The organism is Spirosoma gilvum, from assembly GCF_054776815.1.
Window position 1 is genome coordinate 39,525 of the sequence record NZ_BAAHBH010000001.1, and the last position, 25,722, is coordinate 65,246.

17 protein-coding genes are annotated in these 25,722 nt (G+C 48.5%); 10 read left to right on the top strand and 7 right to left on the bottom strand.

From position 1 onward, the window contains the following. Positions 1–166: 166 nt before the first annotated feature. Entirely contained in the window at positions 167–1,504 is a 1,338-nt protein-coding gene (locus ACYVFD_RS00145; protein ID WP_461087299.1) for a Gfo/Idh/MocA family protein, read from the bottom strand. Positions 1,505–1,739: 235 nt separating this feature from the next. Between ACYVFD_RS00145 and ACYVFD_RS00150 the strand changes: the two genes are divergently transcribed. From ACYVFD_RS00150 to ACYVFD_RS00160, 3 genes are all read left to right on the top strand, one after another. Then, entirely contained in the window at positions 1,740–2,186 is a 447-nt protein-coding gene (locus ACYVFD_RS00150; RefSeq protein WP_461087301.1) for a GNAT family N-acetyltransferase, read from the top strand. Positions 2,187–2,265: 79 nt separating this feature from the next. Beyond that, positions 2,266–2,622: a DUF3471 domain-containing protein gene (locus tag ACYVFD_RS00155; RefSeq protein ID WP_461087303.1), complete on the top strand. Its 357-nt coding sequence runs from the start codon at positions 2,266–2,268 to the stop codon at positions 2,620–2,622. Between the two features lie 67 nt (positions 2,623–2,689). Then, positions 2,690–4,006: a PQQ-dependent sugar dehydrogenase gene (locus ACYVFD_RS00160; RefSeq protein ID WP_461087305.1), complete on the top strand. Its 1,317-nt coding sequence runs from the start codon at positions 2,690–2,692 to the stop codon at positions 4,004–4,006. Between the two features lie 73 nt (positions 4,007–4,079). On the opposite strand, the gene ACYVFD_RS00165 is transcribed toward ACYVFD_RS00160, so the two are convergent. Both ACYVFD_RS00165 and ACYVFD_RS00170 read right to left on the bottom strand, forming a co-directional pair. Beyond that, positions 4,080–5,789 (bottom strand): hypothetical protein, encoded by a 1,710-nt coding sequence (locus ACYVFD_RS00165; protein ID WP_461087307.1) that lies wholly within the window; start codon positions 5,787–5,789, stop codon positions 4,080–4,082. Continuing rightward, positions 5,779–6,387, bottom strand: a complete 609-nt coding sequence (locus ACYVFD_RS00170) for an RNA polymerase sigma factor (protein WP_020595710.1) — start codon at positions 6,385–6,387, stop codon at positions 5,779–5,781. The genes ACYVFD_RS00165 and ACYVFD_RS00170 overlap by 11 nt, the downstream gene beginning before the upstream one ends. Positions 6,388–6,694: 307 nt before the next feature. Between ACYVFD_RS00170 and ACYVFD_RS00175 the strand changes: the two genes are divergently transcribed. After that, positions 6,695–7,399, top strand: coding sequence for an SGNH/GDSL hydrolase family protein (locus tag ACYVFD_RS00175; RefSeq protein ID WP_461087310.1), 705 nt, complete (start codon positions 6,695–6,697; stop codon positions 7,397–7,399). A 171-nt stretch (positions 7,400–7,570) separates the two neighbouring features. Here ACYVFD_RS00175 and ACYVFD_RS00180 read toward each other — a convergent pair whose 3' ends face one another. The 3 genes from ACYVFD_RS00180 to ACYVFD_RS00190 form a co-directional block, all read right to left on the bottom strand. Beyond that, positions 7,571–8,752, bottom strand: coding sequence for a glycoside hydrolase family 88 protein (locus ACYVFD_RS00180; RefSeq protein ID WP_461087312.1), 1,182 nt, complete (start codon positions 8,750–8,752; stop codon positions 7,571–7,573). Positions 8,753–8,936: 184 nt separating this feature from the next. Then, on the bottom strand, positions 8,937–12,050 hold the full coding sequence (locus ACYVFD_RS00185) for an efflux RND transporter permease subunit (protein ID WP_461087314.1): 3,114 nt from the start codon (positions 12,048–12,050) through the stop codon (positions 8,937–8,939). A 112-nt stretch (positions 12,051–12,162) separates the two neighbouring features. After that, positions 12,163–13,329, bottom strand: coding sequence for an efflux RND transporter periplasmic adaptor subunit (locus ACYVFD_RS00190; RefSeq protein WP_461087316.1), 1,167 nt, complete (start codon positions 13,327–13,329; stop codon positions 12,163–12,165). A gap of 463 nt (positions 13,330–13,792) precedes the next feature. On the opposite strand from ACYVFD_RS00190, the gene ACYVFD_RS00195 reads away from it, so the two are divergent. Then, the gene (locus ACYVFD_RS00195) at positions 13,793–15,961 is read left to right on the top strand and encodes a hypothetical protein (RefSeq protein ID WP_461087318.1); all 2,169 of its coding nucleotides are present in this window, start codon (positions 13,793–13,795) and stop codon (positions 15,959–15,961) included. 155 nt (positions 15,962–16,116) lie between these two features. Here the strand turns inward: ACYVFD_RS00195 and ACYVFD_RS00200 are convergent, their stop codons facing one another. Then, positions 16,117–16,794 (bottom strand): TetR/AcrR family transcriptional regulator, encoded by a 678-nt coding sequence (locus tag ACYVFD_RS00200; protein WP_461087319.1) that lies wholly within the window; start codon positions 16,792–16,794, stop codon positions 16,117–16,119. A gap of 143 nt (positions 16,795–16,937) precedes the next feature. Here ACYVFD_RS00200 and ACYVFD_RS00205 point away from each other — a divergent pair, with 143 nt between their 5' ends. From ACYVFD_RS00205 to ACYVFD_RS00225, 5 genes are all read left to right on the top strand, one after another. After that, complete coding sequence (locus ACYVFD_RS00205) at positions 16,938–17,936, top strand: ABC transporter transmembrane domain-containing protein (protein WP_461087321.1); 999 nt, start codon at positions 16,938–16,940, stop codon at positions 17,934–17,936. A gap of 13 nt (positions 17,937–17,949) precedes the next feature. Beyond that, the gene (locus ACYVFD_RS00210) at positions 17,950–19,308 is read left to right on the top strand and encodes an HlyD family secretion protein (protein ID WP_461087323.1); all 1,359 of its coding nucleotides are present in this window, start codon (positions 17,950–17,952) and stop codon (positions 19,306–19,308) included. Continuing rightward, on the top strand, positions 19,305–20,738 hold the full coding sequence (locus tag ACYVFD_RS00215; RefSeq protein ID WP_461087325.1) for a TolC family protein: 1,434 nt from the start codon (positions 19,305–19,307) through the stop codon (positions 20,736–20,738). The genes ACYVFD_RS00210 and ACYVFD_RS00215 overlap by 4 nt, the downstream gene beginning before the upstream one ends. A 333-nt stretch (positions 20,739–21,071) precedes the next feature. Continuing rightward, on the top strand, positions 21,072–24,236 hold the full coding sequence (locus ACYVFD_RS00220; protein WP_461087327.1) for a hypothetical protein: 3,165 nt from the start codon (positions 21,072–21,074) through the stop codon (positions 24,234–24,236). 30 nt (positions 24,237–24,266) lie between these two features. After that, entirely contained in the window at positions 24,267–25,709 is a 1,443-nt protein-coding gene (locus ACYVFD_RS00225; RefSeq protein ID WP_461087329.1) for a WGR domain-containing protein, read from the top strand. Positions 25,710–25,722 lie beyond the last annotated feature (13 nt).

Genomic DNA, 25,722 nt, shown 5'->3' on the forward strand with positions numbered 1-25,722 from the left:
TGACTGATAAGGTTATAGCTTGTCCGCGATTGCGTCGCGGATACCTGAGGTCCGCATCTGCGACGCTTTAGACAAATAATCCTGCAAATAGACGAAACAATAGTTTACTGTTGCGTCATAGACGCGGGCCTCAAGCATCCGCGATGCAATCGCGGACGAGCGTTTCCTAAACAATTAGCTCCCAGCCTTTGGCATACTCCCGACTCCAAAGTTTCATGGCGTCCTTATCGTGGATATGACCATTTTTAGGATCAATGTCGAGCGATTTATTGGTCCGGAAAGCGATGTTGGCCAAGTGGCAAAGGAGCGTGCTTCTGGCTCCTTCTTCGATGGTAGATGCCTGCTTTTCTTTTCCACGAACAGCTTCAAAGAAATTTACCACGTGCCGGGTCGTCATATCGCCACCGCCCCCTAAAGCCGTTCCGGCTTCGTTGCCCTGCGATTTGCTACTCTTCACTTCTTTTCCATCCCGATCAAAGAGCTTATACCCATTCCGGTCGACGTATACGCTGCCATTCGTGCCATAAATAATGGTACCCCGGTCGCTGCCATAAGTTTTATAGCCATTCCGGCTCTTACCATCCCACTTGATGATTTTATCACCCGGAAAACGATAGGTGGCGTCCATGGTGTCGTACATCACCCACCCATCGGTCAGGAAATGCCGTTTGGCGGCTTCGACCGAAACATGTTCAGGAAATTCGACCTGTAATGCCCAGCGGGCTACGTCCAGCTCATGCGTGGCGTTATTACCCGCTTCGGCCGTGCCATACAGCCAGCCATACCAATGCCAGTTGTAATCCCAGGTATCGTGCGTGTAGTCTTTGCGTGGAGCAGGGCCCTGAAACAACTCCCAGTCGAGCCCTTGCGGAACGGGCGCAGCTTTGGGCAAGGGTACTTCGCCCCGGTTTGCTACGTAAAAAGCAACCGCTTTGTAAGCCGTACCGATAACGCCATTATGAATCTGTTTGATGATGTCGATGGACTCGACGGCTGAACGCTGCTGGTTGCCCATTTGAATAACTTTGCCATATTTTTTCTGGTATTCGACCAGAATTTCACCTTCTCGTGGGTTATGGCTGCATGGCTTTTCGACATACACGTGCTTGCCTCCCTGAACGGCCAGACAGGTGCCGGGTGTATGCCAATGGTCGGGCGTGGCATTGATCAGCACATCCACGTTTTTATCGGCAATCACTTTACGAATGTCATTCTCCAGCTTCGGTTTGTAGTCGATGTATTTCGAAAATTTCTGAAGAGCCGACTCCCGCTGCTTTTGCATAACGTCGCACAGGTACATCAGTTCGACATTGCTTTCTTTTCTGGAAATAGGTTCATAATAAGCACCCAGCCGTCGGCCAAGTCCAGCAATGGCGACATGTATTCGTTCGTTGGCTCCGATAATTTTGGCATAACTTTTTGCCGACATACCCAGGCCACCAATTGATAAACCCGCCGTTCCTAAGGCGGCCTTTTTAATAAATTCTCTTCTGGAATTGTCCATTCTATTCAGGAGTAAATATGCGTATGTACTGTTTTCGTCTATTCGATTATCAATAAATGAATGCTGACGGAAAATTCTACCCGTTGCGGCCTAAAATAAGGAATTGGCAATGCACGGTCAGCAGGAGTTGGTTGTGCATTAACTAATAGTAAAGGTGACGATGGGCATACTCTCCGACATTTCAAAACGATCGTGTTATGTTTGTAATCCTTGTTCGATTTTGCCCAATAGCCTAATGACCGACTCACTTCAGCCTACGATCAGTATCCGATCCATTACGCCCGAACAAACCTATCCACTTCGCCACACGGTGCTCTGGCCAGAGAAACCGTTCGATTATGTGAAAGTAGAAAACGATTCTGAAGGATACCATTTTGGTGCCTTTCTGGCAGACGATCTGGTCGCTGTTATTTCATTGTTTATCGATGGAGAAACCGCTCGTTTTCGAAAATTTGCCGCCCGGCCCGACTGTCAACGACGCGGCATTGGTACCCGATTACTAAACCATGTTATTGCCGAGGCTCGTCGGTTGGGAGCTACCATTCTCTGGTGCGATGCCCGGCTGGATGCCGCTGACTTTTATCGGCGTTTCGGGATGGAGGCTGTCAGTGATACATTTTACAAAGGTCCAATCCCATATGCCAAATTTTCGCGTACCTTGTTGAAGAATAATGTAGAATGAATAATGGATAATGAGTCTGGATATTCATTCTTCATTATCCATTTTTCATTATCTATTATCCCCTCCTCCTGACTGATTTATGAAAACAATCCTGACACTTCTGCTTAGTAGTAGTTTGCTGGCTCTGACGACCACCGCATTTGCTCAAACGACGGGCACCGATTCAACGGCACTCAAAGCCTATGCGGGTTCGTACACATTTGAGAGTGGAAACCCTATCCAAAAATTTATCGTGACAATCGACAAAGGGGAGCTGTTTGGGGAAGTCGACGGTTATGGCAAAAACAAACTGCTGAAACAGGATAAAACCGACACGTTTAAATCAACCAGCTCGTATGGCTCTGTAATCACCTTCAATCGGGATGCTTCTTCTAAAGCTGTTACGGGCTTTTCGATGGCTATTCAGGGATCGACGTTGACCGCAAAGAAGGATTAACCATAACCAAACGGTTGTATAGAGAGTTGAATCGTATGCAGCTTATTGCATACGACTCAACTCAACGATGAAAACAATACCGTATCTCTTCACTACGGCTGTACTCTCAGCCGCTTTTCTGGCGTGTAGTCAGAAGAAAGATGCCGATCAGGCCAGCGATTCGGTTGCTATGGCCGATACAACCATCGACTTGCCTGCTCCGAATGCTACCAAATCGTCAACTAAATTCAGTAATGTAGTTGGCTGGCCGGAAGGTAAAATGCCAAAGGCGCCTGCTGGCTTTACTGTCACCGAGTTTGCCCGCGATCTGAAAAGTCCCCGTTGGATTTATGAAGCTCCCAATGGCGATATCTTCGTCGCTGAAGCAAATACAGAACCGGCTAGTCTGAAAACAAAGGTTGTCAATGCCGTTTCGGGTAAAGCGAAATCGCAGGAGACAGGGACCAGCGCCAATCGAATCACGCTCTTTCGGGATACGAACAAGGATGGGAAACCCGATCTGAAAGAGACTTTTCTGACAGGCTTGAATCAGCCGTTTGGGATGTTGGTGCTGGGCAATTCGTTCTATGTTGCCAATACGGATGGTCTACTGCGCTACGAGTATAAGGCAGGGCAAACAACAATAAAAACACCCGGTAAGAAAATTGTGGATTTACCAGCCGGTGGTTACAACAATCACTGGACCCGTAATCTGCTGGCCAGCCCCGACGGAAAGAAAATTTATATCTCCGTCGGATCGGGGAGCAACGTGGGCGAACATGGACCCGAAAATGAAATCCGTAGGGCCAATATTCTGGAAGTTAACCCCGATGGCACGGGCGAACGCATTTTTGCGGCTGGTTTACGAAATCCGGTTGGCATGGATTGGGAACCAACGTCTAAAACACTGTATACTTCTGTGAATGAACGTGATGAACTCGGTGACGATTTGGTGCCGGATTACCTGACCAGTGTGAAAGAAGGGGCGTTTTATGGCTGGCCGTATGCCTATTTCGGGCAACATGAAGATCCTCGTCGGAAAGGGGAGCGGCCCGATTTAGTGAAAAAAACGATTGTGCCCGACGTGCCACTGGGCTCCCATACGGCTTCACTTGGATTAGCGTTTTACGACAAAACACAGTTTCCAGCGCATTACCACGACGGAGCCTTTATTGGCCAGCATGGTTCCTGGAATCGCTCGCAGCTTGTTGGGTATAAAGTTGCTTTTGTGCCCTTCCAAAACGGAAAACCGGGCAAACAAGAAGATTTTTTGACCGGCTTCCTGACTGGTAATGACAACGAAGCTTACGGTCGGCCGGTAGGAGTTACCGTACTCACTGATGGAACACTGCTTGTAGCCGATGATGCGGGTGGACGAATCTGGCGAGTTTCGGCCGCGAAGTAAGAGACCTAAAACAGAACTTCCCGAACATTTTATAATGTTCGGGAAGTTAAAAAGCGACTACAAGTAACGATCGCTAAAACTGGTACATCAACCGGGCTCGTAGACCAACAGTTGTATTATTTTCCCAGCCGGGTCCAGGGAGTGTAGAAACCGACGTAGGCAGGGTAAGCGTCGGAATTCCCTGAACCACCCACCGATTGCGTTGCCATTCAAGGCCAGTACTAAACGTAAATCCACTAAACAGCTCAGTGCCACAATCCGTACTGAAGTCAATCTGGTTAAAGCCACGCTGTGGAACCCGGTAATAATACGTCAGTTTCTCCTTACTACTCAAGTTCATGAATGTACCCATCGTAGGCTGGAATGTAAGTGATCGGGAAAGTGGCACCCGAAAGCCCAGCGTAATAGGGACCTGGACACGAATAACCCTTGTGTCGATATCCAGAATATCGCTGTCAAAATTAACCGTTGGAGGAAGCTGACGGCCAAATTCCTGCTTGAAGTTCCGACGTGTACGAATGTCAAAATCGTCGGCCGTTAGGAAAGTACCGCCCAGATAAACGGCGCGACTTAGGCCAACGCCAACCATCACATGTTTGGCAATCGGTATTTCGGCAAAAATGCCCGTACTCCATAAATGAGCGCTCACCTCACCACCTACACCGGCCCGGAACTTTGCAATGGCCGGTTCAATCCGTTGGCTTTCGGGGGCCTGAGGTTGTCCCATAACCACGGTTGTTCGCGCGGGGCGCATCCGTCGTGCCCGTTGCGTCAGCAACACATTCCAGTTCGCACTTTCGGTTGATAAGGGACGGCTTGCCAGCAGGTCAAAGTTGCCAGCCGGTGCAGATTGAGCGCTTTCGGTCGCAGTCGACTGGGATTGGTCTATGGCTACTGTCCCCTGATTATCGACAACTGAATTGCCCTGATTCGTTGGTACATTGACCGATCCATTATCCCTCGTACGTGGATAATTTCCTTTCGTTTCGGATGGAGCGTTTCGCAGGCTGTTGTCGCCAGACTTATTATCGCGCCCCCGACTATTTACCAAACGTTCCTCTGGCTGATTCAGTCCCGTAAGAGCCGACGGTTCATTGCCTGCGACCGTCTGGTTGCGCGTAGTAGAGGTAATGTCATTCGTTAACGGAGTAGAGGAAACGCCATATGGATTGGTTTTAAGGTTCTTGTTTAGGTTACGCTCCTGACGCGATGGACTACCTACAGCGGGCTCACGACTCGCTGTGGCGTAGCGTTGTTCAGGGGGCGTTTCGGTTGGTTGTTTCAATCGATCGCGCATAGGTTCCAGACGCGGTTGCGACGGAATCGTTATGTAGCGGGTAATGTAAACCGTGTCGTGACGGGTGGCCAACTCCTCTTTTGGGGTGGACGTAGTCAGCGACTCGTGCCGTTGTGCTGGTTGATGGGCTCCTTCAGTCTGGGATACCATAGGGCGATCTGTTTCCACAGATTTGGGAGCAGTCTGGTTGGTGGCAGGCTGTTTTTTCAGTTGCCCGATGGTTTCCTGCAGGTGGTTGATTTCATTATGCTGCCAGACACTATAGGCAATCAGCAAAGCCGTACTAACGCTTGCAGCCGCCAGCAACCAGGGGTGCCCTGTCCAGACACCCCCGCTAAAGGGCTTACCGGTAGCGGTCGGGTCAGCCTGAGGAGGACCGGCCTGTTGCAGGGTTGCCTGCATTCGGGTCCAGTCTTTTTCAGTAAATTCCGGCCGAATACTTTCCAGTTTTCGCCGGATAATATCGGAAAATCGGTCAGTGCTCATGATATGGAAAGCTGGCGCCAGGGCCAGCCTTTTCGTAAAAAGGATACGCTTGTTTGATGAGTAGTTGTAGTTTTTGCCGGGCGCGGGCGTAATTGGATCGCACCGTGGCTTCGTTATGGTTTAATATTCCTGCAATTTCGTGTAGGCTGTAGCCATCCACCACATGCATCATAAATACAGTACGGTAGGTTGGGGTTAATTGTTGAACTAATGCCAGAATTTCCTCGGCGGCAATCTGATCCACTACGTTTTCGTCGAAAGCTACCTGCTCTCCGGTTTCGAGGGAGGTGTGCTGATCAAATCGGTGATTTTTTCGGTAGTGGCTAATGGCCGTGTTGACCAGAATCGTACGTAGCCAGGCTTTAAACGGTAAAGTTTCGTCGTAGCTATCCAGGTGCTGAAAGGCTTTGAGGAACCCTTCATTGAGGACATCTTCGGCCTCTTCGACGTTGGAGGTGTACCGTAGACAGATACTTTTGGCGTACCCAAAAAACTGCTTAAACAGCGTTCGCTGGGCACGCGGGTCGTTGGTACGACAGGCCCGTATGACGCTTAGCAGGTCATTTTCGGAGAACGAAGATGATTTGCGAAAAAACAAAGTTCTGTCAGATTTACGTAAACGCCCTGATTGTAAATACTTAACTCATTCAGTTCCTATTGATTGTGTCGATGTAGCAGATTCTTTTTCTCAACCAATTGAAAATCAATTGAACAAGCTGAGGAAATCGTAGAATCTGACTGATCGATAGAACCCGCAAAAACGATTATTTACAACTACGCTCTTAAACCTAATAACGTTGCAATTATTGTTTAAGTTGATAATAAATTTTTCTTTTTTGCCACAGTTCCTTAGCCAATTACGTAACGGTAACAAATGGGTTTATTCAGCCCATTGACATCACCTAATGAACGTTCTGGTTATTGGCGATGAACATACCTATGGGTATGGCTTGCCAGGAGGAAAGTTAAATTATATTGGGCATTTTATCCGGCAAATCAGTCGGGCTGGGCAGACTGTCTCTGTGGAGGCCTACGCTCATCTGACTATTCCGCAGATTGTGGCTACATTATCACAATTGCCACTCAATCGCTACGATCTCATCATCCTACAACTTGATAATTCATTGCTCCAGCCGGTTAAAAAAAGCCTTACCAATGCTTCCGGATTAGCAACGCCCATATTGCCTTATTCGTCGGTGCGGTTCAGGCAGACTAAACGCTCGACTTTTGGGAGTCGCCTGAGCGCGCTTTGTGATGCCCTCTTATCGTTCGTGAGGCCTAACCGTTCGTTGATAGTAGACCCGTTATTAAAGAAGTTGAAACCCTATCGGCATAATGTTTTGCTGTTGACTCCGTTTCCGCGCCTGAACCGTGTTGATCAGTGGTTGCAGCAACGAAGCCGGACCATCGTACTCGACGAGGCCGATGATCAGTTGTTCAGCGTTTTTGATACAGATTCGGTCGTCCTTCCTAAAGAAGAATATTTTCAGAATGGCGATGGAGAGCATTTGAATGCCATTAGCCACGAGATTTTGGGACGTTCACTATTCGATTTCTATCTGTCGGCCCCAACAATCGTTACCGTTCAGACAATCAAGCGGGAAGAATAAAAATGTTTACCATTTGTTTTCGAGCCAAAAATTGGACTGATTTTGTCATTCCGACGATAGGAGGAATCTAAAAGTCGCTTAGTAGCCAACTTTGAGATTTCTCCTTCGACGGAATGACAAAAAACGTATTAAAGCCTATTTTAAAATGCTTAAACAGGCTGATAAAACAATCTACAATTTAAACCCCGGCTTTTTCGAAAGCGCGCCGTAGCGGAGCAGAGCTTCCAGATAGTAATAATCCGCGTAAATGATCGGGGTGTCGACTTCACTCTTGGCAGGCTTGTGGCCAACACTATGTTTCAGGATAAAGTGGTTATTCTCTCCTAGATTAGCCTTATATGCCGGGCTCGACAGGCTTTCCAGCATCTTTATCGCTGACTGATAATAGATTTTGGCCGATGGTCCACCATACGTACACAGTTCAAGCAGGGCAGACGCTGTAATGGCGGCCGCCGATGCATCACGCTCTTCGTTTGGAATATTGGGCGCGTTGAAATCCCAATAAGGAACTTTATCGGCGGGTAAGTTTGGGTGATTCAGGTAGAAATCAGCAATATGCCGGGCAAAGTCTAAGTATTTTTTGTCTTTGGTTTCGCGGTACATTACAGTAAAGCCATAAAGTCCCCAGGCCTGCCCACGAGCCCAGGCCGAGTTGTCGGCATAGCCCTGTGCTGTTTTCTTGGCGGCTACTGTTCCATCGGGATTATAACAGACAACATGGTAGCTACTGTAGTCGGGCCGGTAGTGATTCTTGATGGTATTGTCGGCATGAGTGATACAGATGTTGTAAAACTCTTTATTGCCTGATCGTTTGGCGGCCCAGAACAAAAATTCCAGATTCATCATGTTATCGATGATAACCGGGTAGTCGTAGCTCTGAAACTTATTCCAGGATTTTATTACACCCACTTTTGGATTGAACCGGGTCGAGAGCGACTTGGCGCCCGTAAGCATGATAGGTGGGTAGGTTTCATTTTTGGTTAGCCGATAGCCATTGCCAAATGGGCAGTAGATCATAAAGCCCAGGTCGTGCGTACCAGTGTTGTACTGTTCCTTCGCTACGGCCATCGTCCATTTATTGGCTGCTTCTTTCCACATGGGCGCTTTGGTTCGCTCATAAATGTGCCACAGCGAACCACCGAAGAAACCACTACACCACCAGTCTGATTTCCGATCGTCGGGCGAACCGTCGGGTTTGGTCGATTGCGGAAATTTGGTCGTATCGGGGTGACTTTTTAGCATACCCTGATACTGCTGAGCAGCAAATGCAAATTCTTTATTGACATTAAGTGATGATTGGGCAAACGCTGTGCTAACCAGTAGCACCAATAAAAAGGAGAAGGAGGATTTCATTCGTTTTATCAGCGGAGGCCAGGGTTGGTGAAGGATGGCCTAAAAAGAAAGAAGTAAAAATGCAGTTGTTTATAACCTTTCCCCAACTGAATTGAAATGAGAATCTATAAAAAACATTAGGGGCGAATCTGATTAGTTCAGATTCGCCCCTAATGCGAAAGACTGTATGCGGTTTATTTATTTGCTATGCATGTGCTTGCACCTTGGCTGGTTTGGGCGTTTCATCGGCTTGTGGTTCTGCCGGTTTTACATCTTTCCGTCGAGTCATGTATGTGTAAATAACGGGCACTACATACAACGTCAGAACCAGTGAGAACAGCAGTCCACCTACGATAACAATCCCCAGCGGTACCCGGCTCTTTGATGCTGAGCCTAAAGCAAGCGCCAGCGGCAGTGCACCAAAGGCCGCTACCAGCGTCGTCATCAGAATCGGACGAAGGCGAAGCGCAGCCGACTCCGCAGCGGCTTCAAATTTGTTCTTGCCAAGCAGTCGCTGTTCATTGGCGAATTCCACAATCAGAATCCCGTTTTTCGTGACCAGCCCTACCAGCATGATAATCCCGATCTGGCTGAAAATATTCAGTGTCTGATTAAACATCCAGAGGGAGAAGACGGCTCCGGCAAGCGCCAGCGGTACTGTCATCATGATGATGAATGGATCGATGAAGGAGTCGAACTGAGCGGCCAGGACCAGATAGATCAGCACCAATGCCAGACCAAACGCGAACAACGTATTGGAAGAGCTTTCAGCATAGTCGCGGGAGGGACCAGATAGGGCCGTCTGGAATGTATCGTCGAGGGTCCGGGCAGCAATGGCACGCATGGCCTCAACCCCATCGCCGATGGTCTTGCCAGGAGCCAACCCCGCCGATACCGTTGCCGATTTAAAACGGTTGTAGTGATACACCTGCGGAGGGCTACTCACCTCCTGGAATTTCACCAGATTGTCCAACTGAATTAACTGCCCCTGATTCGACCGAACATAGAACGACGCCAGATCGACGGGTTCATCGCGATCATGCCGGTCTACCTGTCCAATAACCTGATACTGCTTTCCATTCATCAGAAAGTAAGCCAATCGACGGTTACTGAGAGCGAGTTGCAGGGTTTGTGCTACGTCCTGAACTGAAACGCCCAGGTTGGTGGCTTTTTCGCGTTCGATGGTGATGTTCAGTTCCGGTTTGTTGAATTTCAGGTCAACGTCTGAGTTGAGGAAGGTCGGGTCTTTCTGCACCTCATCCAGAAAGGCTGGTAGCTTTTCCCTCAGCTTCTCAAAGTTCAGGTTTTGAATAACGAACTGAACTGGCAGACCACCACCCTGACGACCCACCTGAATCGTCTGGTCCTGGGTGGCAAACATACGGGCCTCACTGAATTTCCGAAGGTTTTTCGTCAGGTAATCGACAATGTCCTGCTGCGATCGTTTCCGGTCAGCGGGATCGACCATGTTCACCATCACAAATGACGAGTTCACAGCACCTGCGCCCGAGAAACCCGGTGCAACCACACTAAATGCCAGTTTGTTTTCTGGAATCGAGTCGAGCACAAATTGCAGTACCTTGTCCGTAATAGCTGACTGAACTTCGAAGCTGGTTCCTTCGGGCGAAGTAATGGCAATCCGCGTGCGGCCACGGTCTTCCAGTGGAGCCAACTCCGATTTTAATTGTGAACCAACACCAAAAATCAGGAGTAAACACACGGCAATCATACCAAATGCCCAGCCACGCTTCTTCATAAACCCATTGAGCGAGTCGCGGTAGGATTCGTCGAGCCATTCGAAAAAAGGTTCAGTTTTTCGGTAAAACCAGGAACGACCGTGATTTTTACTGGTAAGTTTTACGCTCAATACAGGTGTCAGTGTGAGCGATACAAAGGCTGAAATCAACACCGCTCCAGCAACTACGATACCAAATTCGCGGAATAGTCGACCGACGAACCCTTGCAGGAAGATAATTGGCAGGAATACAATGGCCAGAGTAATGGAGGTAGAGATAACCGCAAAGAAGATCTCATTCGATCCTTCTCGGGCGGCTCTCTCGGTGTCCATACCATCCTCGATCTTCTTAAAGATGTTTTCCGTGACCACAATCCCATCGTCTACTACAAGACCCGTTGCCAACACGATTCCCAGCAGTGTCAATACATTGATACTGAAGTCGGCTACATACATGATGAAGAATGCGCCAATCAACGATACCGGAATATCGATCAGTGGTCGGAAAGCAATCAGCCAGTCGCGGAAGAACAAGTAAATAACCAGTACAACCAGTATGAACGAGATCAGGAGGGTTTCACCAACTTCCTCAATAGCCTTACGAATAAAGATACTGCGGTCAGTCCCTACATAGACAATGATATCAGGCGGCAAATCTTTCTTAAGCTGATCGAAGCGTTTATAGAATTCATCCGCAATGTTGACGTAGTTGGCACCTGGTTGGGGAGTCAGGGCCAGAATGACCCCAACGGTTCCATTTTGTTTAGAAGAAGTTTCTTCATTTTCGGCCCCCAGCGTAGCGTAGCCTACATCTTTGAAACGGATAATCTGGTTGCTTGTCTGGCGCAGAATCAGGTTGTTGAAATCATCCTCGCTGGTCAGTCGACCAACCGCTTTTACGGTCAACTCCGTATTGTTCCCATAAACTTTACCACCGGGCAATTCTACGTTTTGGGCGGTCAGAGCGGTCTGAATATCCTGCGAGGTTAACCGATATGCCGACAGTTTGATCGGGTCGATCCAGAGACGCATCGCCTGGCGTTTCAGACCGAAAATATTAGCCTGGCTAACGCCCGGAATGGTTTGTAGTCGTTCCTGAAGTACGTTCTCCGCGTAGTCCGACAGTTGCGTAGCGCTACGGGTTGTACTCTGAACGTTCATGAAAATAATTGGGTCCGAGTTGGCATCGGCTTTGGTAACAACCGGCGGAGCGTCGATGTCCTGTGGCAGCTGCCGTTGAGCCTGGGCAACCTTATCGCGTACGTCATTGGCCGCTTGTTCGAGGTTAGCATCAAGATTGAACTCAACGGTAATTGTACTGGCCCCTAAAGCGCTATTCGACGAAATCGTACGAATCCCTTCGATACTGTTCAGCGATTTTTCGATGGGTTCAGTAATCTGCGACTCAATGATTTCGGGGTTGGCACCGGTATAATTGGTCCGAACCGAAATGACGGGCGGATCAATAGCCGGGTACTCCCGCACACCAAGGAACGTAAAGCCGATAATACCGAACAGCACGATCACGATGGACATTACCATCGCAAAAACGGGCCGATTTAAGCTTAGTTCGGGGAGACTCATTGCTGTATGAAGTTGTAAAGTTATAGGGTTGTAGCGTCATAAAATTATTGGAGTGGTTGATGGAGCGTAATAACACCTTTACAACCCTATAACTTTACAACGCTACAACTTTTTAATTACTTGCTACTTTCGGACCATTACCCGGCATTGGAATAACTTTACCCACTTTGACCGGCGCATCCGGTTTCAGGAACAATAAGCCGGTTGTGGCTACTGTATCTCCCACCGACAGACCCGATAAGATCTGAATAACTCCAGCTGTCCGTAATCCAGTTTTTACATCTTTAAAGACCGCCTTGCCATTTTTTACCACAATCACCTGATTGGTACGTGTTTGTGGAATAACGGCCTGTGTAGGTACAACCAGACTTTGCTCGTTTTGTACAGTTAAGGTCACTCGGGCAAACGTACCGGGCCGGAACCGGGCCGATGAATTGTTGACCCGCGCCCGAATACGGAGGTTGCGCGTTTGTTCCTCTACCCCCGGCTCAATGGCATATACGACACCCGAGCTAGGTTTGACAGCCCCGTCTACTAAAAACGAAATCGTACTACCATTATGCACATAAGGGCCGTATTTTTCGGGGATTGAAAAGTCGAGTTTCAGCGACGATATCTGTTGCAGGCGGGCAATCAGGGTGTTTGGTGAAACGACCGCACCGGAACTGACATTACGAAGACCGATTACCCCCGAAAAAGGAGCCCGAATTTCGGTGCGTTGCAGGTTGGCTTTCACCAGGTCGATGTCGGCTATGGATGATTGCAGGTTGGTCGTAGCAATATCATATTCCTGTTGGCTAATGCCCCCTCGCGACAGCAGTTGTTTGTTCCGCTCTTCAGTACGACGGGCATTTTCGGCCTGTGCCTGGAGTTTCTGGAGCTGGGCTTTCAGGTCAGCATCAAAAAGCTTTACCAGCAGAGCACCTTTGGCTACGGGTTGGCCTTCCTGAATGTTAAGCTGCGTGATACGGGCCGATATTTCGGGGTAGATATCAACTTGTTCGGCTGCCAGCAGCGAACCACTCGAAACAACGTCCTCCTGTAATCGTTGCTGTACTACTACAAAGCCCTGAATAGTGGCTGGGCCACCGCCACCTTGACCTCCCTTGCCGCCGGGGCCTCCTCCTTTGCCACCTTCAGCAGCCCCCCGGCCACCACCGCCCCCTCCACCGCCGGGACCACCGCCAGCGGCTCCCGGAGCCGGATGTAAAATCTTATTATACACAATAATCCCGCCGAGAACCAGAACGACGAGGCCGATAGCAATCCACCTTTTCACAGAGTAATAATTTGCAAGAAAGAACGAAGATTTTAACGGTTCAGAGTCCGTATTTGTTACAATTTGCAAAGCTATCAACCTTGGCGACTATAACAATCGGTAGATGCCTGACCCTGAATGATTTTTTGTTGCCTGATTTGTCTTGGAAGATGAACTGAATCATCCGTAAAAATGCTTACTAGCGCCTGCAATTTGGTTGACAATTTCTAGCGCAAATGAGCTATATGTCCCGAGAAATGAACAGGCTGGCTACTAACATATACCATAAGCCATGAAAAGATGTTATTTACTGCGTTTTCAGGAAGTACTTAGTGTTTGTTTGACATATTGACCTGAAAAAAAATATTATTTTTTACTCTCAAAATACATTCGTCGGCAATAAAGGCGCTTAGCCTGTAAATTAGCCGCCAGTTAGGGTAGTGAACCTTCCTTTATTCTTCTTGAATACGCCTGCTGGTATTGTATGCTAAATCGTCTCTTCCTCGTTACAGGAGCTGCCCTACTGGTAAGCCTGACCAATCTCCCAAATCAACCGCGTAAGCTGTCTCCAACCCGCATCGACCGGAAAGCGGTTGTGAAACGGCATACTGTCATCGTAACCCGTTTCGACTCTATGCAGTCTGTTTCGGTAGGTAATGGTGAGTTTGCGTTTACTGTTGACCCAACTGGTTTACAGACATTTCCAGCTATTTATCAGCAAGGCGTATCACTGGGTACCCAGTCGCAGTGGGGGTGGCACAGCTTTCCGAATACGAAGCAGTTCAAAATCGAAGAGGTTTATAAAAATTACGAATCGTACGGGCGGCAGGTTTCGTACACCTATACCTATGCCGAACCCGAACGCAAGAAGGAAGCTTCCGACTGGTTTCGCGAGAATCCCCACCGGCTGCACCTGGGCCAGATTGGCTTCGAGATGAAGAAAGCCGATGGTTCAGCAGTTACAACTAAAGACCTTCGTAACGTCCATCAGGAACTGGACCTGTGGACGGGTGAAATTCACAGCCATTTCGAGCTGGAAGGCCAGCCGGTCGATGTACTAACGGTTGGCCACCAAACGCAGGACCAGATGGGCGTACAGGTACGATCGCCGTTGCTGAAAACGGGCCGAATCACCATTAGCTTCCGGTTTCCCTACGGTTCCGGCGATTGGGAAAATGCAATTGACTGGAACAGCCCTCAGCGACATACCTCGCAACTGATGACTACTACCGGGCATAGCGCCTATATTGAACGAACACTGGATACCACCCGCTATGCTGTTCGAATCGGGTGGAGTGGAACGGGATCGTTTATGCAGCCCGTTAAGCATCATTTTGTGCTAAAACCAACCGGAAAAGGCGATTCCTTTGACATGAGCTGCCGGTTTACAGACCACTCGAAAGAGGCCGCCCGTCAGACTCCGCCTTCATTTACGGAAGCACTGGCCAGCAGTCGTCAAACTTGGGAACAGTTCTGGCAATCGGGCGGGGTTGTTGACCTGGCGGGTAGTACAGACCCACGAGCTGCCGAACTCGAACGGCGAATTGTTTTGTCGCAATACCTGACTAAAATCCAATGCGCAGGCTCAGCACCTCCGCAGGAAACCGGCCTGACCTACAATAGCTGGTACGGTAAACCACACCTCGAAATGCACTGGTGGCATGCGGCTCATTTTGCCCAGTGGAATCGAATCGATCTGCTCGAACGCAGCCTTGGCTGGTATAAGGCTGTTCGGGAGAAAGCGCACTCTATTGCTGAGCGTCAGGGATTTAAAGGAATTCGATGGCCTAAAATGGTCGATCAGAAGGGTAACGAAAGTCCTTCACCCATTGCACCGTTTCTGATCTGGCAGCAACCGCACTTTCTGTATTTTGCTGAACTGTGCTATCGCCATCATCACAATAAAGCTGTTCTGGATAAATACAAAGATCTGGTGTTTGAAACGGCCGACTTCATGGCTTCCTATGCCTATTATGATCCGGCAAAAAAAGCGTATGTTCTTGGCCCTGGCCTGATTCCGGCGCAGGAGCGCTTCAAAGCCGAAACAACGATCAATCCAACTTACGAACTAGCCTATTGGCGCTGGGGATTAAACGTGGCTCAGCAGTGGCGTCAACGACTAGGGTTGCCCCGAAATCCACAATGGGACGATGTAATCGCAAAGCTTTCGCCATTGCCTGTACAGGATGGGTTGTATTTGGCGGCTGAAAGTGCTCCTGACTCGTACACATTCCGTACCTACATGACTGATCACCCGGCTGTGCTGGGGGCTTACGGATTTCTGCCAGCCTCCCCTCAACTCGATGTACCGACCATGCAGCGAACGTTCGACAAGGTCATGAACGTCTGGCATTGGGAAGAAACCTGGGGATGGGATTATCCATTAGTCGCCATGACGGCCGCCCGATTAGGTACTCCCAAACAGGCCGTCGATGCCCTGCTGATGAAGGTTACAAAGAATACCTACCTGCCTAACGGGCATAATTATCAGCGAAATAACCTGCGTATATATCTTCCCGGCAACGGTGGTTTGCTAATGGCTATTTCGATGATGTGTGCAGGTTGGGATGGTTATAAAGGGGAGCCAAACCCCGGATTTCCTAAAGACGGCACCTGGACTGTGAAGTGGGAGGGGCTGAAACCTATGCCGTAAAGTTTGTCTGGTTTATCCCTATATTGCAACAAACGAACGATGTCATGATACCGGTTGAGGAGAAAAGCAAGCTCCAAAAAACAGCCCCCTGAACAGCGTCGGCAGCGGCAACTTTTGTTACGTCAACTCGCCTACGAAATGGACGACAAGCTGACTTATTTGTCTATACTGGCATCGAGCGAGGAAAATAGCAGGTGGTGCATAAAAGCCAGAAGTTTACCCAAAGCTTCGGACCGGTCTGTATCCTTAGCACTAAAATCCGTTAAGGTGGGTAGGTTTTCCATGAAAAAAGCTTGATAGTGTGCCGTTTCGATCAGCGAACTGGCAAGCGATCGGGCATACGGATAGGCCGGGTTATACACCAGAATAATGTCGGCAATACGACGGCAAAGGTCTTTGTACGGTTTGAAAAGCTGCTGCCGATTGTCTTCGGTTACATGATGCGTAAGGTAGGCTTTGCTGGATTCATGGACAACAATGTTATGTAAGGCCCGCAAATCAATGTCTTTACTATGCGATTCATCGAGGTCGGCAAACAGAAGTAAACGAACTAATCGCTCCAGTTTTTGCCGGGGATCGGTCAGGTTGTTCGTTTGAAACACCAGTTGAAATTCAAGCCATTGCCAGTACCAGGCTACCAGGTAAACCAGCAACCGATGCTTGTTTTCAAAATAGCGGTATATACTGGCTTCTTTCGTCCCCATTCGGTCGGCTAATTTTCGGAACGTAGTTTCCTCAAAGCCGATCTCATTGACCAATAAAATGCCTTGCCGAACGATGCGTCGGCCTAATTCTGAGCTTTCGGGGTCGCGCAGAAACAGGCGTTCATTCATGCGCACATGTACAGAATACTCCATTTATCCTGATATATAACCAATAATCGAAACAGAAGGCGCAAATTAAAAAGAGATTAAAATGTACGCATTATATTTGCATTAAAGTTAGTAAAACTATCATAAAATATTATATAGCTATCATGTATAGTGTAAGACCTATCGAATTGCCACCTTCGCCCTGGCAGCGATTGATGCGGCTTCTGGTAAGTGAAAAAAAGGATATAGGGTATATCTATTTGTATGCGTTGGTGACTGGCATTATTAGCCTTTCCTTACCCTTAGGCATCCAGGCTGTTTTTAACTTGGTATCAGGCGGGCTAGTGTTTAGTTCAGTATATGTGCTGATTGGGGTAGTTATTCTGGGTGTACTGGCAGCCGGCATGTTACTGGTAGGGCAGATGGCCCTGGTTGAAGTGTTACAGCAACGAATCTTTGCCAAGGCCGCTTTTGAATTTACGTACCGACTACCTCGTATTGAACCCGAAGCCCTGGACGGGTATTACCCACCCGAATTAATGAACCGCTTCTTCGATGTGCTGACGATTCAGAAGGGGTTGCCCAAGCTATTGATCGATCTGACAGCCGCAACCGTTCAGATCGTTTTCGGGCTGATACTCTTATCCGCATACCACCCAATTTTCGTTGCTTTCGGGATATTCACGGTCCTGATCATCTGGCTCATAAGTCGGTTGTATGGCCCAAGTGGTGTAAGAACAAGCCTGAACGAGTCAAAATATAAATATAAAGTGGTCGCCTGGCTCGAAGAAATAGCCGGCGACTTACCCATGTACCGTAACCGGACGAAGGATACTGATCAGGAGCCTATCAATAAAATGGATGACCTGGTGGCGAACTACGTAAAATACCGTAATGAGCATTTTAAGGTGCTTCGTCAATTTTTCTATGGAGGAGTAGCCTTCAAAACCATTGTAACGGGTGGCCTGCTGATTTTGGGCACTACCCTGGTTGTGGGCCGGGAAATGTCCCTGGGGCAGTTCGTCGCTGCCGAACTGGTCATTGTCTTAATTACGGGCTCGGTCGATAAGCTCATTTCGGGTATCGATACCGTATTTGACCTGGTTACGGCAGTCGAAAAAATTGGTACCGTAACCGATATGCCCCTGATTGACCAACAATAAACCCGATAGTAAGATGCTTAACTTATCCAATCAGCGGGTCAACGAAGAATTATTCGCCAAATACCCGCTTAAAACGCTTCACGCACTTCCTCAGTCGGATGGTGGCCGGAGACTTGGGCGTTGGATGCTTTTCTTTCTGGTAGTCGGTGTCCTGGTTATGTTTTTACCCTGGCAACAGAACATCAACGGCGAAGGAACGATCACGGCCCTGACACCCCAGGACCGCCCACAGACCATTCAGAATGCCATCGCCGGTCGAATTGAACGATGGACCGTGAAAGATGGTGACTATGTAAAAAAAGGCGACACCTTATTGGTTATCTCCGACATCAAAGACGATTATTTTGACCCCAATTTGCCCCAGCGATTAGACGAACAACTGGCCGCAAAACAAGGAAGTTTACAGGCTACCAATGCTAAAATAAAGGCCCTGGATGGACAAATTGTGGCCCTACAAACCGGTATTACAGTAAAACTTGAGGCAGCGCGAAATAAGGTTCGTCAGAGCGAATACAAAGTATCGGCCGACGAGGCTGACCTGACTGCCATTCGGAAGAACTACCAGATTGCCCTCGACCGGTTAGCTCGCTATGAGAAAGGTTATACCAACGGACTGTTTTCGCTAACGGACCTGGAATCCCGACGGCTCAAAGTGCAGGAAGACAACGCCAAAGTGATTTCGCAGGAGAATAAGCTCAATGTATCGCGGCAGGAACTGGTGAACGCCAAACTTGAATTGGGGACTCTCCGGGCCGATTTTCAGGAGAAACTGGCCAAAGCCCAGTCGGATCGAAGTTCGGCAGTTTCGTATCTGGCTGATATTGATGGCGAAATTTCTAAACTTCGGAATAAGATGACCAGTGTGGATGTTCGACGGGGACTTTACATTGTTCGGGCACCGCAGGCTGGGTATGTCGTGCGGCCATCAAAAGCGGGCATTGGCGAAACCATCAAAGAGGGGGAACCTATTGCCACCCTTCAGCCGGCTAATCCACAGCTTGCCGTAGAGTTATATGTTCGGGCAATGGATGTTCCCCTGATTCAACGTGGGCGAACGGTCCGTTTGCAGTTTGATGGCTGGCCAGCGATCCAGTTTTCGGGCTGGCCGTCAGTATCGGTCGGTACGTTTGGCGGGCGAGTAGCGGTCATTGATGCTGTCAGTAGTGTAGGCGGGAAATATCGGTTATTGGTACAGCCCATACAGGAAAAAGGCGATCAGCCCTGGCCTACCCAGTTGCGGGTCGGATCGGGCGTATATGGCTGGGTTATGCTCGACGATGTACCGGTCTGGTATGAACTGTGGCGGCAGCTCAATGGCTTCCCGGCCAGCTTAAACGAAGAACCCAAGGAAGAAAAAGGAGCGAAGAAATGAAGCGATTCATAGCGTTATGCCTTTGCGGAATAGGGATGCTGATAGGAAGCGTGTCAGCTCAGTCGTTGAATGCCCCGGTAGATACTAGTGTATTTACGGCTGATGTATTCTTCGAGTTGATCCGGGCAAACCATCCCATCATCAAACAGGCCGGATTATTTGGTGAAGAAGCCAAACAGGTAGTGATGCAGGCACGAGGGGCTTTCGATCCGAAACTGGCTTCGAGCTATGACCGTAAAGAGTTTGGCAATACCCTCTATTACAATCACTGGCAAAATAAACTGGTAGTACCCCTGTGGTGGGCTGGTGTCGATTTGAATGCCTCTTATGACCAGAATGCGGGGCAATACATTAACCCAGCCGAACGAACACCCTCATCCGGTCTGGCCGGAATCGGCCTGAGTGTACCGATTGGACGAACGATTGGTATTGATGCCCGACGATCAGCCGTACGACAGGCACGCCTAGCTTTAAACCTGGCCGAAGCCGACCGGCTGAAGCTCGTCAACAAGACACTTTTCGATGCGGCAAAATCGTATTGGGAGTGGTTTTTGGCGTATCAGCAGCGTAGGTTACTGGCAGAAGGGTACGAATTGGCCGACCGACGTTTTCGGGCCTTGCGGGAACGGACTTTGTTGGGCGACGCGGCTGTTATCGATACGACTGAAGCCCTGATCACCGTACAGGACCGACTGGTACAGCGGCAGCAGGCAGACCTTGATGAGCAAAACGCCCGGCTAAGGGTAAGCACGTTCCTATGGAACGAACAGGGGCAACCGGTTGAATTGCCTGCCTCCGCCATGCCGCAACAGGCTCCGCTAACAACCTATACGGCCGATACCCTACAGGACTTGATGAACCAGGCTACTGAGAAGCACCCTGACTTGCTGAAGCTGGCGGCAAAAGCGCAGCAGCTAACGATAGAAGAGCAGTTTAGACGGGCTATGGTTCAGCCGCAAATTACGCTGAGTGCCAGTGTGCTGAGTCAAACACCAACGGTCGATGTACCTTATGATTGGAGCGATTATTATTCGTTTCGCCCACAGAATCATAAAATTGGCCTGGACGTAGTATTTCCGTTGTTTCTTCGGAAAGAACGAGGCAAGCTGCGCGAGGTTCAGGTGAAAAACCAGCAGGTGACCCTGGAGCGTCAACAGACCAATCGGGACATCACAAATACCGTTCAGGCGTCTTATAATCAACTCCAGGCGTTGGCTCGGCAAGTGAGTGTACAACAGCAAGTTATTCAGAACCAGCAACGGCTATTACAGGCCGAACAACAAAAATTCGAGATCGGCGAAAGCTCACTGTTTCTGGTCAATTCCCGTGAAACCAAGCTGATCGATTTACGAATTAAAGGAGAGGAGTTGAAAACGAAATACCAGAAAGCCATTGCCGAATTGTATTATGTCGCCGGTACAAGCCAGTAGTAGTAGTATGGGTTTGATGTAAAAGCTGCTAGATAGACTGTAATTTAAGTCTTTGATTGTTTTTCTGTCATTCCGGCGGCCCGGTCCTGCGTCGGAATGACAGAAAACGTATATTACAGTATACTAAATAAGACCAGTAAATTTGGGTCAGAACAGAGTGGTATCTTAACTAACTGGGTGTCTGTTTGTTATATTTTTTACTTAAAAAGGATATAAAAACACGCGAATAGATTATATATTCTAAGAAAAATTTTATAATATTGTATGTAATAGAACCACCTGAAGAGGCTGTTTAAAGTGTGAAATTCCAGCCTCCAGAATCGCTTATGTCGCATGAAGTTGATTAAGCAGATCAAACTCTTTTTCAAAGAAGGTAACTCCGATAAGGTCTATGAAGTTGATTTATGTGAAGTCGGAGTCGGGCAGTATGTAGTTAATTTTCGGTTTGGCAAGCGGGGAGCTACGTTGAAAGACGGAACCAAAACACCCACGCCCGTGTCGATGGCAATGGCCGAAACACTCTTTAATGGGTTGGAGGTCGAGAAGCGCAAAAAAGGGTATCAGTCGGAGGCTGAAATGTTTCAGCCCATGCCTACGCTACCGGTTGACACAACAAAGCCTAAAACACGCGAAGAAGCTATCCTGCAACGCCTGAGTGCATTGGCTAACGGAAAAACTGAGTTTCGCACGGCCTGGAAACCCTCACGAGTAATCTGGCAGGCGGGTGTACTTCGGATGAAGCAGGCGGTACCTTTCCTGATTCGACTCGTTGATCGGGGGGAAGAAATGCAGCGATACGCCACGCTTTGGGCCTTAGGCCGTTGCGCAGACCCACAAGCTGCCCGTACGCTCCAGGTTTATTTTACCAATCAGAAGTACTCCGATAAAACTCGTCGCATAGCCGCTGAAGCGCTAGTGCATGTATTGCAGGGAGATGAGTTGCAGACACACTATCAGGCCGTTGAAAACCGTTTGCCTGCCCCTGTCTGGCAGGCGATTCTGGACAAAAACACTGAGGTATTGACAACACTGCTCATCGATCTGATAGTCAATGAAGTACAGGCTGAGTATGAGTTGCTTGATGACGTATATACGCTAGCGGTCAAACATCCGGTTGTTCGGAAACCACTGCTAACGGTTTTACGACAGATCAAACTGCAACCCGCTTGGTTTCGGTCTGTCCGGCATATATTGAAAGTGGCTGAATTGCGCGATGACTTTGAGTTACAGGGGCTATTGGCCTATCGTTTCGAAAAAACAGCCGCTTTTTTCCGAAAACCCGATTATTACTACGATGAAGGGGGAGGTGACCCATCCAGATATGTAGCTGCCCTGGATCAACGCGTTCGGGTAAAGGCGGAACTTCGTAAACCCGATAGTCGTCTGGCGTATTCGAATCGTACCCGGAATTATTTGAAAACCCGATTGTTCCGTTCGCTGAATCAACTGGGTAAGCAAAAGAATGTCAGCTATGTTCGACTGGCAACGGGTATCCTGCTGGCCTATAATAAAGCTACGGACTATAAACCGGCTCATGATGCATCGGAAGGACACTGGGATTACAACCAGGGGCGATGGATCAGTTTTGTTCGGCATTATCCAGCCTACGACAATGCCTATTTATTGAACTGGATTTTATACGGTGCTGGCAATAAGCTGGAAGTCAATGCGATGGGTCTTTGGCAGTATCGGGAAACAGCTTCTGCACCGTCGGCCCGAAACGTTGATGAACAGGGTCTATTTAATCAACTGTTTAGCCGGGTGGCATCGTTTCTGAACAAAACGGCAAAACTTGGTGAGCCAGATTCAGAAAGCGTACCGGCGCAACCTGTTTCATTGCGCGAGGAGCATTTTCCGGAATTATGGGATCAGATGCCCCAAGCGTATGTGCAACTGCTCCTGCAGGCGAAGGTCGATGAAGTGCATGCATTTGCTTATCAGAATCTTCTGCAACATCCTGATTATCCGTCCATTGAAGCGAAAATAGATGAGTCGCTGCTGCGTCAGTTGGTAAGCTCATCATTTGAGATTCCAACTCGCTGGGGGATTGATATACTGCGGAAGCGACTTCGGCAGGGAGCCGACCGCTCGCTGGTCCTATTGTTGCTAAATAGCTCGGTAGCCGAAGCTCGTCAGTTGGGGCAGGAGTGGGTTGAACAGAATAGCCAGATCTATACAGATGACTCGGCTTTTGTGTTGAGTATGCTTTTTTCGTCCTATACCGAGCAGCGGCTGTGGATTGATCAGCTACTTGCTAAAATGGCGTTGAGCCTGGTGCAGCAGCAATTGTTGATTGGCCGGGTAGTGGTCATGCTGCAAACCATAACCGATAATACAGCCACAAACAATGCGATTATCTCTGAAGCAACCAGCAGTTTGCTCCGTCATGCCACCGACGCGTTGCCTGCACTGGACCAGCAGATTGTAGCTGAGTTGCTTCAAATCCCGGTCGAGTCTACACAAGCATTTGCGGTCAGGCTATTGATTCTAAAAAATAGTCAGCCATCAGCTGCTGTGCTGGGAGCATTGCTGACAAGTGCCTATACAGATGTTCGTCGGGCTGGACAGGATTTATATGTGAGTTTGCAAGCCCGCCTGACCAATGACGCAGCCTTTGCTGATAACCTGACCAATCAATTGATTCAGGCACTGATCCGGAAAGAAACCGCCGAAGGTATGCACGACGATATTGCGGCTTTGTTGCGCGGACCCTTGGCCAATTCGTTGCCGAAACTCGATCGGACCACAACCCTACGGTTAATCTATGCCCATTTCCGCCCCGCGCAGGAACTAGGTCTGTTGGTACTCGATCAATATCTGAATCCGGACGATTTGACCATCCGGCAAATTATTGCGCTGGGCAATCATGAGTTGCTGGCTGTTCGGCAATGGTGCTGGCAGTATTTCCAGCAACACCTGCCCCGCATTCGCTACGAACGGGATGAGGCTATTCGATTATTAGATGCTTCCTGGGACGATACGCGACAGGCGGCCATGCAGTTTTTCCGCGATCATTTTTCTGCCGACGATTGGACACCCGAAACGCTGGTTGGTATTGCCGATTCGGTACGGCCCGACATTCAGGCGTTTGGACGCGAACTCATTACCCGATTCTTCACCGACGAAGCAGGGCCCGAATATCTTCTGAAACTGAGCCAGCACCCAGATGCGGCTGTTCAGGTATTCACCACCAATTACCTGGAACGCTATGCAACCGACCAGCCTGAACGACTCCGAGCACTAGCTTTTTATTTCCGCTCGGTGCTGTTACGTGTCCATCAGAGTCGAACGGCCAAAACCCGCGTGTTTGCGTTTTTGCAGCGGGAAGGACTCAAATCGGAAGAAAACGCCCGTTTTGTGGCCCGGTTACTGACCGATGTTTCGGCTACGGCTGCCATTGGTGATAAGGCTAGGTGCATCTCTATCATGCGCGATTTGCAACAACAATTCAACGATTTATCCTTGCCCATTCAGGTGCATCAGTCGGAAATCCGATAACTCATTATTGACTAATGAACTCCCTTTAAGATGGTAAAAAACTATTTGGAACTCTCAGAAGATCAGGGATCTGCCCATAAATTTTATGAGGTTACGGTCGATGAATCAACCGTGATTATTCGCTTTGGTCGAATTGGGGATCATGGGCAAAGCCAAACAAGCTCATTTGGCGATACGGCCGAAGCCACAAAATTTGCTGAGAAAAAAATTAAAGAAAAAGAAAAGAAGGGCTACGCACTAGCCATTCAGGGACAACGCCAAAAACGTGATGTAACAAGGCGTGCAATTGAAAGCAGACCGGCTGCTATTAAACAAAGCTTACCCATTATCTGGCGTTTCAATACCAATTCGGCTGCTTTTGGAATTTATGTAAATGCGGAAAATTGCTGGGCAGGCAACGAACGTGGAGATGTGTTTCGGCTGAACCACGATGGCGAAGTTGGCCTACATTATCGATTGCCTGATGGCGTAAAATGTATTGTAGCGGATAATGAGTGGATTTATGTCGGTTGCGATGATGGAAATGTGTATGATTTAACCGGTAAACGCCCTCGTTTGTCGTATGAAATTAATGACAAAATCGAAATTTACTGGCTCGATATTAATGATGGATTATTAGGCGTTTCGGATGCAAAAGGCAAAGCAACGATCATCAATTATGAGGATGAAGAGCAATGGAACAAACAGCAGGACGGACAATCGGCGTGGATGATTCGTTGTGATGACCGAGGCAAAGTTTTTTGTGGCGATTCGGTAGGAATCGTCTGCTATAATGGACCCGATGGTCAATTTGAATGGAAAGTAAATACTGATGGTGCTGTTTTATTTGGCTGGGCCGAAAGCGATAAAATTTATGCCGCTACAGGCCGAAATTTAGTTCAGGCGTTTACAAAAAGAGGTGAGCATGTAAAGAATTATCGTACAGATGCAACGGTTTATTCATGTGCTACTTCTCCAAACGGTGAATTTGTCTTTGCAGGCGATAATTATTCTGCTATCTATTGCTTTGATGCCGAAGGAAATAGACTTTGGAAATTAGCTACGGGATGCGGATCGGCACTGTCGATGCAGTATTTCGACGAAAAGCTGTATATCGTTACGACCGATGGTTCATTGGCATGTATTGACGCCAAACAGGAAGCCATTACGAATGCCCAAAACGGAATCACGCCCGTTGTCAAAGACGTTAAAATTGCCGCTGCTGATCTTTCGGTAGCTATCACGTCGACCGATACGGCCATTTTGGAAACGACTTCCGATACGAGTCATGGTGTACGCGTGCAATGCACGAAAGAAGGCGGAAAGCTACGGGTTCGGCCACTTTCCGACGGGTTCCATAAAGATTGGCACGTGCAATTTCCCAAAAACCTTCGTCAGGAAAATATCATCTATGTTGTTGACGAATTGAAAGAAGCCGCGCAGGGTGGTTTTTATCGCGTATTTGGCAATATTCTAAAGTATAAACCAAACTGATTCCTAACCGATC

Coding starts and splice junctions, on each gene's coding strand:
- ACYVFD_RS00160 (WP_461087305.1), top strand. CDS start 2,690: ATGAAAACAATACCGTATCTCTTCACTACGGCTGTACTCTCAGCCGCT.
- ACYVFD_RS00150 (WP_461087301.1), top strand. CDS start 1,740: ATGACCGACTCACTTCAGCCTACGATCAGTATCCGATCCATTACGCCC.
- ACYVFD_RS00225 (WP_461087329.1), top strand. CDS start 24,267: ATGGTAAAAAACTATTTGGAACTCTCAGAAGATCAGGGATCTGCCCAT.
- ACYVFD_RS00185 (WP_461087314.1), bottom strand. CDS start 12,050: ATGAGTCTCCCCGAACTAAGCTTAAATCGGCCCGTTTTTGCGATGGTA.
- ACYVFD_RS00180 (WP_461087312.1), bottom strand. CDS start 8,752: ATGAAATCCTCCTTCTCCTTTTTATTGGTGCTACTGGTTAGCACAGCG.
- ACYVFD_RS00195 (WP_461087318.1), top strand. CDS start 13,793: ATGCTAAATCGTCTCTTCCTCGTTACAGGAGCTGCCCTACTGGTAAGC.
- ACYVFD_RS00200 (WP_461087319.1), bottom strand. CDS start 16,794: ATGAATGAACGCCTGTTTCTGCGCGACCCCGAAAGCTCAGAATTAGGC.
- ACYVFD_RS00205 (WP_461087321.1), top strand. CDS start 16,938: ATGTATAGTGTAAGACCTATCGAATTGCCACCTTCGCCCTGGCAGCGA.
- ACYVFD_RS00215 (WP_461087325.1), top strand. CDS start 19,305: ATGAAGCGATTCATAGCGTTATGCCTTTGCGGAATAGGGATGCTGATA.
- ACYVFD_RS00155 (WP_461087303.1), top strand. CDS start 2,266: ATGAAAACAATCCTGACACTTCTGCTTAGTAGTAGTTTGCTGGCTCTG.
- ACYVFD_RS00165 (WP_461087307.1), bottom strand. CDS start 5,789: ATGAGCACTGACCGATTTTCCGATATTATCCGGCGAAAACTGGAAAGT.
- ACYVFD_RS00175 (WP_461087310.1), top strand. CDS start 6,695: ATGAACGTTCTGGTTATTGGCGATGAACATACCTATGGGTATGGCTTG.
- ACYVFD_RS00145 (WP_461087299.1), bottom strand. CDS start 1,504: ATGGACAATTCCAGAAGAGAATTTATTAAAAAGGCCGCCTTAGGAACG.
- ACYVFD_RS00210 (WP_461087323.1), top strand. CDS start 17,950: ATGCTTAACTTATCCAATCAGCGGGTCAACGAAGAATTATTCGCCAAA.
- ACYVFD_RS00220 (WP_461087327.1), top strand. CDS start 21,072: ATGAAGTTGATTAAGCAGATCAAACTCTTTTTCAAAGAAGGTAACTCC.